Here is a 10,064-nt window from a genome sequence, read left to right on the forward strand (position 1 = left end):
CGGGAACCAGTTCCACACCTGACATCCGAACCGTCATCCGCAGTTCGATGACCAGATCTGAACGACGCGGACGCGCAGCGCCACGCAATGGTCGGCGCACCGCTGCTCAGCAGTCCGCCGCTGGCCAACAAGGCCGGAACGGACGCTGCGGGTTCCCGGGGCGAACCGGACGCCCGGATGCCGTGCATGTTCACGTGCGAGGCCGTCGACCGCCTCACAGCAGGTCCTCGACATCGACTGCTGCACAAACGAACTCATAGTCCAGCCTCAATCTGTGCCGGGGATCGGTTCTGTCCACCAGTAACTACCACAGTTTGCTCCTCGCTCGCCCGTATGCGAGGCCAATAGCACTATCGGAGACGGCTCGGGCCGGGCTGCTCTTCGCGATGAGGGAATCCGGATTTGATGCTGTACAGACCCATTCCAGACTGCACGCCTCCAAGGCCTGAGCATCGGCAAGTCCCCGTCGCCGGTCTCAGGTGCAGCAGTTCGGATCCAGGACCAGACACAGCGCGGCGAGTGCGTCACGGCGCGCGCGGTGGAAGATGTTCATTCCTCGTCGTTCGGATTCGACCAGTCCGGCCTTGCGCAGCTGGCCGAGGTGGTGGCTGACCGTGGATTCCGACAACCCGACACGGGTGGCGAGATCGCCACCGTTCTCTTCGCCGTTAGGGCTGGTCAGCAGCAGTGACATCAACTGCACGCGGACCGGGTCGGCGATCGCTTTGAGCCGCAACGCCACTTCGAGCGCGGCGGCCTCCTCGATCGGGGCGGCAGCGACGGGAGCGCAGCACACCGGTGCGGACATGTCGATCACAGGTAGCGCCTTGGGCATGACATCAACTCTACCGAGTTTATTGACATATGTCGAAAAGGTGGCAGACTCGACATCGTTAGCTTTTCGACATATGTCTCACAACTGGAGGTAGTCATGTCCCGTGTCCAGCTCGCTCTCAATGTCGATGATCTCGACCAAGCGGTGCGGTTCTACTCGGCCCTGTTCCAGGCCGAACCCGCCAAACTGAAGCCGGGCTACGCCAATTTCGCGATCGCCGAGCCACCGTTGAAGCTGGTGTTGATCGAGAACCCCGGTCAAGGCGGCAGTGTGAATCACCTCGGCGTGGAGGTCGAGTCCTCCGAGCAGGTGCACGCCGAGATCGCCCGCCTGTCGGAGGCGGGCATGTTCACCGAGGAGCAGATCGCGACCACGTGTTGTTTCGCCACCCAGGACAAGGTGTGGGTGACCGGCCCGAACGCCGAGCGGTGGGAGGTGTACACGGTGCTGGCTGATAGCGAAACCTTCGGCACCGCACCCGAACTCGCCGACGCCGAGGCCGTTGAGGTGTGCTGCGGCACCGCCGAAGACGCCGCCGCCGAAGATGCGTGCTGCAGCGCGACGGCGAAGAAGGAAGCCGTCGCTTCGGGCGCTGGCTGCTGCGGCTGAGCATCCGGTTGCGGGTTGTTCACCGGGTGTTCGTTTGCCTTCTGGATTAGATGTACATCAATATCGGTGCGTGTCTAAGTCGGAGTTGCCGTTGACGAGCGTGACCTCGCCGTCGTGTGAGGTCACGCCCCTGGTGGGCAAGCCGTTGTCAGCCGAGGCGGCCGTGGAGATGGCCGCGGTGTTCAAGGCATTGTCGGATCCGGTGCGGTTGCGGTTGTTGAGCGCGGTGGCCAGCCACGCCGGTCAGGAAGCGTGCGTGTGTGACGTGTCGGCGGGGTTCGACGTCACCCAACCCACCATCTCCCACCATCTGAAGGTGCTGCGCGAGGCCGGATTGTTGTCGAGCGAGCGGCGCGGTTCGTGGGTGTACTACCGGGTCGAACCCACAGCGTTGCACCAGCTTTCGCAGCTACTCGATATCACCGCTCCTGCTGTTGCGGGGCCGCGGTGAGCACGCTGGCGCGGCGGGCGCTGGCCGAATTCGTCGGCACGGCGGCGCTGGTATGTGTGGTGGTCGGCTCCGGGATCGCCGCCCAGCAGCTGTCCGCCCACGATGTCGGATTGCAGTTGCTGGAGAACTCGACCGCGACCGTGTTCGGTCTCGGGGTGTTGATCCTGGTGTTCGGGCCGGTCTCGGGTGCGCATTTCAACCCGGTGGTGTCGCTGGCGGATTGGTGGCTGGGCCGCCGCACCGGCAGCGGCCTGTCCGGTGTCGATCTCACCGCGTACGGCCTTGCGCAGGTCCTCGGTGCCGGTGTGGGCGCGGTGTCGGCGAACGTCATGTTCGACCTGGACCCGATCCAGATCTCTCGCCACGACCGCATCACCACAGGTCATCTGGTCGGGGAGGTCGTCGCGACCGCCGGACTCGTCGCGGTCGTCTTCGCCTTGGCCCGCAGTGGCCGTGCTGCATTGTCTGCGGCGGCGGTCGGTGCCTATATCGGGGCCGCCTACTGGTTCACCAGCTCCACCTCCTTCGCCAACCCGGCCGTCACCTTCGGCCGCGTCTGGTCCGATACCTTCGCCGGAATCGCCCCGGCCTCGGTGCCCGGCTTCCTCGCCGCCCAACTCCTCGGCGGCGCACTCGGCCTGGCATTGATCGGCGTTCTATACCCCGACCTGTCGGCCGTCGCCGACGACGTTGTCGTCCACCACGCCCAGGAACCTGAAAGGCCCGCACCACCTATGGTTTCCGAGGATTCCAAGCCCAGTGTGCTGTTCGTGTGCCTCCACAACGCCGGACGCTCCCAAATGGCCGCCGCCTACCTCACCCACCTCGCAGGCGACCGGGTCGAGGTCCGCTCCGCAGGCTCCCAGCCCGCCGAGCAGGTGAATCCCGTTGCCGTACAAGCGATGCGGGAAATCGGCATCGACATCTCCACCGAAACACCGAAGATCCTCACCGCCGACGCCGTACAGGCATCCGACGTGGTGATCACCATGGGCTGCGGCGATGCCTGCCCGTTCTTCCCCGGAACCCGGTATCTGGACTGGAAACTCGACGACCCCGCCGGACAAGACATCGACGCGGTCCGCCCCATCCGCGACCAGATCGAAACCCGCATCCGTGGCCTACTCGACGAACTCGGCATACCGTCGCCCGCATGACCACCACCGGAGTACGCATCACACCGATGCGACCCGAACACGCCGAGGAAGTACTCACCATCTACCAACTCGGCATCGACGAAGGCAACGCCACCTTCGAAACCACCGCACCCACCTGGGAAGTGTTCGACAACAGCAAACTACCCGACCACCGACTCGTCGCTCTCGACACCAACGACCGTGTACTCGGCTGGGCCGCAGTGGTTCCCGTCTCCGACCGCTGCGCCTACGCCGGAGTCGTCGAACACTCCGTCTACGTCCACCCCGACGCCCGCAGCCGAGGCGTCGGCCTCGCGCTACTCACCGAAATCCTCACCTCCACCGAAGCCGCAGGCATCTGGACCGTCCAATCCGGCATCTTCCCCGAAAACACCGCCAGCCTCGCCATCCACACCAAAGCCGGATTCCGCACCATCGGCACCCGTGAACGCATCGGCCGCCACCACGGACACTGGCGCGACGTCACCCTCATCGAACGCCGAAGCCCCGCCATCCGATAACACCGGTGCGACAATGATCGTGCTGGCAAAAGCGATGGTCTGCACACATCACATCGAGGCGCCCATGACCGCATCGAACGTCGACCGCGCCGCAATATCCGCCGACCTCGAACGCGTCCGCCAGGACTTCCACCACCTGCTGCACACCGTCCGCGACGACGAATGGGACAAGCCCACCACCGAAACCCGCTGGACCAACGAGCAACTGCTGTTTCACATGGTCTTCGGCTACATGATCGCCCAACGCCTACTCATCCTCGCGCGAATGTTCGACCGGCTACCCGACTCGGCCAGCCGCACCTTCGCTCGCCTGCTCAACGCCGCCACCACCGCATTCCACGCGATCAACTACCACGGCTCCTGCCTCGCCGCCCGCGTCTACAACCGCCACCGCATGGGCGGGCGAGGAAGCCGCGCCCCGAGCTCGCAGATGTCGACGTGAACCGAGCCCGCGTATTGGGCGGGGTGTCAGTGCTTGCGGGCGGTGAGGCGCTCGACGATGCCGAGGTTGAACCGTTCGACGCGTTCGATCTCGAGTCCGGTGGCGCGGATCTTGTCGAGGGGGCGGCGCATGAAGTGTTCGGCGGCCAGTGGGGCGGTGACGGTTTCGAGGAGGCGCTGGATGCCGCGGACGATGCGGTTGGAGCTGGGGATGTGGTCGACGAGGATGAGTTTTCCTTCGGGGCGCAGCACCCGGATCATTTCGGCGATGGCGGCGTCGATGTCGGGGATGGCGCACAATCCGAATGTGCAAATGACGGTGTCGAATTCGGCGGCGTCGAAGGGCAAAACGTCGCGCTCGCCGCCGGGTTCGGTGCCGCCGCCGAGCTGGCTGCCGCCGACCTCGCCGCAGGCGCGGGACAGCGTCTGGCACGGCTGCGTGATCAGCTCCACCAGAGGCTAGCCGAGGCGCTACCCGGCCGAGTCCACCTCAACGGCGCCCCCGACCATCGGCTGCCCAACACCCTCAACGTCAGCATCGACGGCATCCGCGGGCACGATCTGTTGGCCGCCGCGCCAGGCATCGCCGCGTCCACGGGATTGGCGTGCCACTCCGGAATCCACAGTCCCTCACCAGTTTTGACCGCGATGGGTATCGACACCGATCGTGCGCTCGGTGCGTTGCGGTTGTCGCTGGGACGCTTCAGCTCCGCCGCCGATATCGACAGCGCCGTGCGCGCTCTACTGGACGCGATCGGCCACCTCACGCGGCCCCACGAGTGACGCGGGAGTGCTCATCGGTGCCGCGAGCGAGTGAGGTCGGCGATCAAGTCGTCGGTGTCCTCGAGCCCTATCGAGAGTCGGATCATCGAATCTGTGATGCCGCGGCGGGCGCGTTCGGCAGCGTCGAGGCCGTGGTGGGTGGTGGTCACCGGCTGGGTGGCCAGGCTCTCCGCGCCCCCCAGGCTCGGGGCCAGGGAGAACAACCGCAGCCGGTCGGCGACGCCGATGGTGGTCTCCCCGTCGGCGGCGACCTCGATGGTCAGGATGCCGCCGAAGCCGTGCATCTGCTTTTCTGCCAGGGCGTGACCGGCGAACGACGCCAACCCCGGGTAGTAGACGTGTGCGATGCGCGGATCGGCCGCGTGCCTGCGCAAGCCCGGCGGTCAGTGCCGATTCGGTCGCAGTTCGATGATGGGAAGTGTTGGGGTCTGCGGCTTTTCGAGCATCAGGGGTGTTGTGGTTGTTGCGCAGCAATCGCAGTCGGTGCTGGTGGGGGCATCGAGGGTGATGGGCACTGCCGGGAGATCCGCTGGGGTGGATGGTTTCGCCGCGGATACCGGTGCGCAGCAGGCGTCGCCCGCAGTCGATTCGGCGGGTGCGATGTGGAGGTGTAGGGGTGCGTTCGGTGCGATCGTTGTGGTTGTGAGGCCGGGTAGTGGGCGGGTGCGGGCGGCGCGGATGGCGTTGCCGATGACGAGGACTTCGGCGAATTCGTGTACGAAAACCACGGTGGCCAGGCCGAGTACGCCGGTGGCGGCGAGGGGGATGAGCACGCTGATGATGGTCAGTGACAGTGCGATGTTCTGCAGCATGATGCGGCGTGCGCGGCGGGCGTGCGCGAGTAGTTGCGGTAGGTGGCGCAGGTCTTCGCCCATGAGGGCGACGTCGGCGGTTTCGATGGCGATGTCGGTTCCCATGGCGCCCATGGCGATTCCGATATCGGCGGTGGCCAGTGCGGGGGCATCGTTGATGCCGTCGCCGACCATGGCGACGCGGTGCCGGTGGCCGAGTTCGGTGACCAGCCTGGCCTTGTCCTCGGGAAGCAGTTCGGCGTGCACGGTGGTGATTCCGGCCGCGGCGGCGAGGGATTCGGCCGTGCGGCGGTTGTCGCCGGTGAGCATCGCAACATCGATGCCGAGATCGCGCAGCAGTCGCACGGATTCGGTTGCCTCGCAGCGGAGTTCGTCGCGCACCGCGATCGCGGCGGTCACCGTCTCGTCCTGCTCGAGCAGCACGACGGTGGCGCCATCGGCCTGCAGGCGGGAGACATCGTCGGTGAATGCGTCGGCGTCGATCCATCCGGGCTTGCCGAGCCGCACCCGCGTAGCCCCGATCATGCCGACCAACCCGTGGCCTGCGACAGCGGAAACATCCTCGGCGGCAGCAATATTCGTGCCCGCAGCGGTGAGAATGGCTCGGGCGAGTGGATGTTCGCTGCGGGCCTCGACGGCCGCTGCGGCGGCCAGCGCATCGGCTTCGGTCATCCCCGCGCGGGTGACCACGGCGGTGACCTGCGGCGTGTTGCGGGTGAGCGTCCCGGTCTTGTCGAGGGCGACCATGCGGATTCGCCCGAGTTCCTCGACCGCGGCTCCGCCCTTGACGAGTGCGCCTTGGCGGCTGGCGGCGCCGATGGCGGCGACGACGGTGAGCGGGATGGCGATGGCCAGCGCGCAGGGAGAAGCGGCGACCAGCACGACGAGGGCGCGTTCGAGCCACAGCAGCGGGTCGCCGAACAGTGCGCCGAGTCCGGCGACCGCGACGGCGAGCACCATGATCGCGGGTACCAGCGGGCGGGCGATACGGTCGGCCAGCCGCTGCCCGGCGCCCTTGCGTTCCTGGGCTTGTTCGACGAGGTGCACGATGCGGGCCAGTGAGCTGTCCGCGGCGGGTGTGGTCGCGGTGACCTCGATCGCGCCGCCACCATTGATGGCACCCGCGTGCACGATAGCGCCGGGTCCGGCTTCCACCGGTACCGACTCGCCGGTGATGGCCGACAGGTCGAGGCTGGTCCGTCCCGATCGGATGATTCCGTCGGTCGCGGCGCGCGTACCCGGGCGCAGGATCATTACCTCGCCGATGGCCAATTCGTCCGGCGTTATATCGGTTTCGCGTCCGTTACGCAGGACGGAGACGGTCGCTGGTACCAATGCCAGCAGTGCGCGCAGGCCGCGGCGGGTGCGGGTGATCGCGTAGTGCTCGAGCCCTTCGGCGATGGAGAACAGGATGCCGAGCATCGCGGCCTCGGTGAACTGGCCCAGCGCGATCGCGCCGATCGCCGCGATCGTCATCAAGGTGCCGACCCCGATGCGGCGGTGCCGCAGATTGCGAATCGCGGTGGGCGCGAAGGTCATCGCCCCGGTAAGCGCGGCGAGCAATGCCGAGATCGAGGCGACGCGTTCGGCGTCGGCCGGACCGAATAGCCAGCTCGCACCGAGCAGGACTGCGGCCGCCGCCGCGAAACGCAGCTCACGAACCTGCCACAGCTGCTCCGGGCCGTGCTCGGGTTCGGTTGCCGCCGTGGTGGATTCGGTTGCGCAGCAGGCCTCAGACATGGTCCGCCTCCGCCGCGGTCGCCGAGGACAGCAGTGCGACGGCGGCGACGAGATCGCGGCCGCGCTCGGTCAGGCTGTACATGACCAGCCGTCCTTGCCTGCGCGAGCTGACCAGTCCGGCGGTTTTGAGTTGGCGCAGGTGATGCGACACCAGGTTCTGTGCCTGGCCGACGACCCAGGCCAGATCGCACACGCACAGCGCATCGCCGGTGTGCAGGGCGGTGGCGATGGTCAACCGGGTCGGATCTCCGAGCGCCCGCGCCGCCTGTGCGGCCGGTTCGATCTGCACCGGCTGCGGCAGGCTCGCGCGGATCCGTTCGGCGTGCGGCAGGTCCAGGCACAACAGATCGCATGAATCGACTGGCTCGATGCTCATATCAACATCCTAACAGGCGTTGATATATTGATACCGTCAGCTGTCCGTCGCTTCTGTGCAGTCAGAAGGATCAAGAAGATATCCGGGTAATTGAACTTCAGAGTTAGCTGCCTCACTTCCCCGTGAGGAAGGTGGATCGACCCGGCTGCGCGCCGTCCGGAGAGCAGTGATGTCGACTCGTCGTCGGTTCTTGGTGGGGGCGCGGCCGCGGGTCCGGCGGGTTCGGCGTTGAGCGCCGCTAGGCGGTCGGGTCCCCGGCTCGGGCCGAGCAGGGTGGCGCGCACGGTGTTTCGCATGGCGGCGGGGTGGAGGGGCCGACCTTCCGGCTCGGGTCCATGGTCGCCCCGCGACGCAACGGTTTCGATCCCTCGACTGTGCTGCGGGACTTCGATCGCGGGAAGGCGTCCACACTCGCGGACGGCCGCACATTGCGCGAATGGGAGATCGCCAGCACAGACAAGGAACTGGAGATCGCCCCGGGCGTGCACTATCCCGCGTGGACGTTCAACGGGTGGACCACCTTGCGCGGACCCGCCGGGCTGGGTGAGCGGTTGCGGGAAGTGAATTTCGACCATCTGATCGCACGGGCCAACCAGCAGCGCGCGATGCTCGAACCGTGGCGAGTACAGGCCGGAGCGCAGGCATTCGGTACAGCGCCGGCTGAATAGCCAGGCGCCGTTGATTTCATACGGTGCCCGAGCGTCAGGCTTCTTCGATTTGGGCTCACTCGTGGACGGTTAGCGGCAAATGGGCAGAACCGGCTGCGGATGGTGGGTGGGCCGATCGGCAGCGTATCGGGTTCGGTGATCAACTCCGCCGCCAAGGCACGCAGTTTGATGTTGATTTCCTGCGATCACCACTGCTCGTTCTCCTGCTCCGCGGCGGTCTTCGCTGGTTCGGCCCGGTTTGCTTGGCGGACAGGACATTCAACGCACCCACATCCCGCGCGCGGGTGCAGTCGATCAAATCCGGCTGCGTGATCGAGGAGTCTCGATCAGAAGGGTAGGAGGGTCCTCGACGCCCGCCCAGCAAACATTCCGTGGGGTTCACGTGCGCAATTCCGGTGTCGGCGGGGTGTGCGAGGGATCGCTCGTGCACGCGTCCGTCTCAGTTGTGCCGTTGCCGAGTGTCAGAGGGGCGAGCGAACTTCTACTCGCGCACGCGGAGGTGTCACCGGTGACGGAACTGTGTGCCGCGAGCGGTCTCGCTGTCGCTTCTGGGCCACGTCCGACGGCTCGAGCGCGGGGGAACGTGCGCGAGGAGGTGTTCGAGCACCGATTCGCGTCATATCTGACGCAAATCGGTGCTCGAGTAATGCGCGAGAGGGGAATCGATCACCGATCCGCAACAATATTGGTGCAGATGTGTGCACGAGTACGTCTATTGTGCGTCGCTGGAGCATAGCACAGAACCTGCAATTGTATTGTGATTGTCTCAATTCTATTGAGCCGCAATAGTTTTTGGCAATTCAACGTTGGTAGCTCAGTTGGGGGGCCGGTGTCGGGTTCTGTCGGTTGGTTCGGCTTCGGTTTGTTTTGCTGCTTCAAAGGTGTTGTGACGTGGGCGAAATTGTTGGTTGGTGGGTGGCGCCGGTCGCTTGTTGTTGGGCGACCGGCACCGTGGTTGTTAGTGGGTGATGGGGTGGGGTTGGTTGGTGAGTAGTGGGTGGGGTTCTTGGGTGAGTGCTGTGAGTGCTGCGGCGATTTCGTAGAGGTCGGCTTTGACGTAGGTGGCGGTGGTGCCGTGGGTTTTTCGGGTGTGGTGGCCTGCGTATGTGCGGGCGGTGGCGTAGCCGAAGGTGCGTTCGACCCAGGTGAGGGTGGTGTGGCGTAGCCAGTGGGTGGTGATGTGTTGGGTGGCGACCCAGGGGAGGTGTTCACCAATGCGGGCCCAGAGGTGGTCGTATCGGCGAGCGGTGATGGGTTTGGTGTTGCGGTAGCGCAGCAGCTGCCCTTGGGGTGGGCTGCCGCGTTGTTCGGCGTGGCGCAGGAGGTGGCGCATGAGGGTGGGTGAGACGGGTTGCCAGCGGTCGATGCCTTCTTTTTCGCGGAGCAGGATTAGGCATTGGTGTGGGTCGAGGTCGCAGGGGCGTAGGCGCAGGGCACCAACACGGCGGCATGCGGTTTCGGTGTGTAGGCGCAGGATGAGGGTGTCGAGTTCGGGGTCGTTGCCGGTGAGGGAGGTGATGTGGCAGATCTCGGTGAGTTGGGGTGAGGGGATTGCTTGGCGTTGTGATGGGGGTCGGGTGGGTATTGCTAGGTGGCGGGCGGGGTTTCGGGTGGGGTGGATCCAGTTGTTGTCTTCGGCGTAGCGGTAGAGGCAGCGTGCGGTGCTGATGAAGTGTTCTCGTGCGCTGGTTC

The 10,064-nt window shown here is 65.8% G+C and carries 13 protein-coding genes and 1 pseudogene; 8 read left to right on the forward strand and 6 right to left on the reverse strand.

Going from position 1 to position 10,064, the window contains the following annotated elements; all coding sequences use genetic code 11:
* Window positions 1-475 precede the first annotated feature (475 nt).
* A complete protein-coding gene (locus NP3_RS31290) occupies window positions 476-835 on the reverse strand; it encodes an Rv2640c family ArsR-like transcriptional regulator (RefSeq protein ID WP_063045224.1) in 360 nt (119 codons plus the stop codon).
* A 96-nt stretch (window positions 836-931) separates the two neighbouring features.
* On the opposite strand from NP3_RS31290, the gene NP3_RS31295 reads away from it, so the two are divergent.
* The 6 genes and pseudogenes from NP3_RS31295 (at window position 932) to NP3_RS31315 (ending at window position 3,994) form a co-directional block, all read left to right on the forward strand.
* Entirely contained in the window at window positions 932-1,444 is a 513-nt protein-coding gene (locus NP3_RS31295; RefSeq protein WP_063045226.1) for an ArsI/CadI family heavy metal resistance metalloenzyme, read from the forward strand.
* A 70-nt stretch (window positions 1,445-1,514) separates the two neighbouring features.
* On the forward strand, window positions 1,515-1,895 hold the full coding sequence (locus NP3_RS31300; protein WP_063045228.1) for an ArsR/SmtB family transcription factor: 381 nt from the start codon (window positions 1,515-1,517) through the stop codon (window positions 1,893-1,895).
* Window positions 1,892-2,386: pseudogene (locus NP3_RS49975) on the forward strand (aquaporin); the annotation flags it as partial. The gene NP3_RS31300 and the pseudogene NP3_RS49975, both read left to right, overlap by 4 nt.
* Window positions 2,387-2,629: 243 nt before the next feature.
* Window positions 2,630-3,052 carry an arsenate reductase ArsC gene (locus tag NP3_RS49980; protein ID WP_218024974.1) on the forward strand — a complete coding sequence of 141 codons (423 nt, stop codon included), beginning with the start codon at window positions 2,630-2,632 and terminating at the stop codon, window positions 3,050-3,052.
* Window positions 3,049-3,552, forward strand: coding sequence for a GNAT family N-acetyltransferase (locus NP3_RS31310; protein ID WP_063045232.1), 504 nt, complete (start codon window positions 3,049-3,051; stop codon window positions 3,550-3,552). Before NP3_RS49980 ends, NP3_RS31310 begins: the two co-directional genes overlap by 4 nt.
* Before the next feature lie 64 nt (window positions 3,553-3,616).
* Window positions 3,617-3,994 (forward strand): hypothetical protein, encoded by a 378-nt coding sequence (locus NP3_RS31315; protein WP_157124677.1) that lies wholly within the window; start codon window positions 3,617-3,619, stop codon window positions 3,992-3,994.
* Window positions 3,995-4,020: 26 nt separating this feature from the next.
* Here the strand turns inward: NP3_RS31315 and NP3_RS50775 are convergent, their stop codons facing one another.
* On the reverse strand, window positions 4,021-4,446 hold the full coding sequence (locus NP3_RS50775; RefSeq protein WP_063045236.1) for a class I SAM-dependent methyltransferase: 426 nt from the start codon (window positions 4,444-4,446) through the stop codon (window positions 4,021-4,023).
* Here NP3_RS50775 and NP3_RS50780 point away from each other — a divergent pair.
* Complete coding sequence (locus tag NP3_RS50780; RefSeq protein ID WP_157124678.1) at window positions 4,381-4,776, forward strand: aminotransferase class V-fold PLP-dependent enzyme; 396 nt, start codon at window positions 4,381-4,383, stop codon at window positions 4,774-4,776. The two genes, NP3_RS50775 and NP3_RS50780, sit on opposite strands and share 66 nt — an antisense overlap.
* Window positions 4,777-4,787: 11 nt before the next feature.
* Here NP3_RS50780 and NP3_RS31325 read toward each other — a convergent pair whose 3' ends face one another.
* The 3 genes from NP3_RS31325 to NP3_RS31335 are packed head-to-tail and all read right to left on the reverse strand — an operon-like array spanning window position 4,788 to window position 7,704.
* On the reverse strand, window positions 4,788-5,150 hold the full coding sequence (locus tag NP3_RS31325; RefSeq protein WP_063045238.1) for a PLP-dependent transferase: 363 nt from the start codon (window positions 5,148-5,150) through the stop codon (window positions 4,788-4,790).
* 9 nt (window positions 5,151-5,159) lie between these two features.
* Window positions 5,160-7,328 (reverse strand): heavy metal translocating P-type ATPase, encoded by a 2,169-nt coding sequence (locus NP3_RS31330; protein WP_084509235.1) that lies wholly within the window; start codon window positions 7,326-7,328, stop codon window positions 5,160-5,162.
* Window positions 7,321-7,704 carry an ArsR/SmtB family transcription factor gene (locus NP3_RS31335; RefSeq protein WP_063045240.1) on the reverse strand — a complete coding sequence of 128 codons (384 nt, stop codon included), beginning with the start codon at window positions 7,702-7,704 and terminating at the stop codon, window positions 7,321-7,323. Before NP3_RS31335 ends, NP3_RS31330 begins: the two co-directional genes overlap by 8 nt.
* A gap of 305 nt (window positions 7,705-8,009) precedes the next feature.
* Between NP3_RS31335 and NP3_RS31340 the strand changes: the two genes are divergently transcribed.
* Window positions 8,010-8,372 (forward strand): cupredoxin domain-containing protein, encoded by a 363-nt coding sequence (locus NP3_RS31340; protein WP_063045241.1) that lies wholly within the window; start codon window positions 8,010-8,012, stop codon window positions 8,370-8,372.
* A gap of 958 nt (window positions 8,373-9,330) precedes the next feature.
* Here NP3_RS31340 and NP3_RS31345 read toward each other — a convergent pair.
* On the reverse strand, window positions 9,331-10,064 hold a 734-nt coding region (locus tag NP3_RS31345), incomplete at its 5' end, for a tyrosine-type recombinase/integrase (protein WP_063045242.1).

Origin of the sequence: Nocardia pseudovaccinii NBRC 100343 (assembly GCF_001613225.1) — a bacterium.
Taxonomy (GTDB): domain Bacteria; phylum Actinomycetota; class Actinomycetes; order Mycobacteriales; family Mycobacteriaceae; genus Nocardia; species Nocardia pseudovaccinii.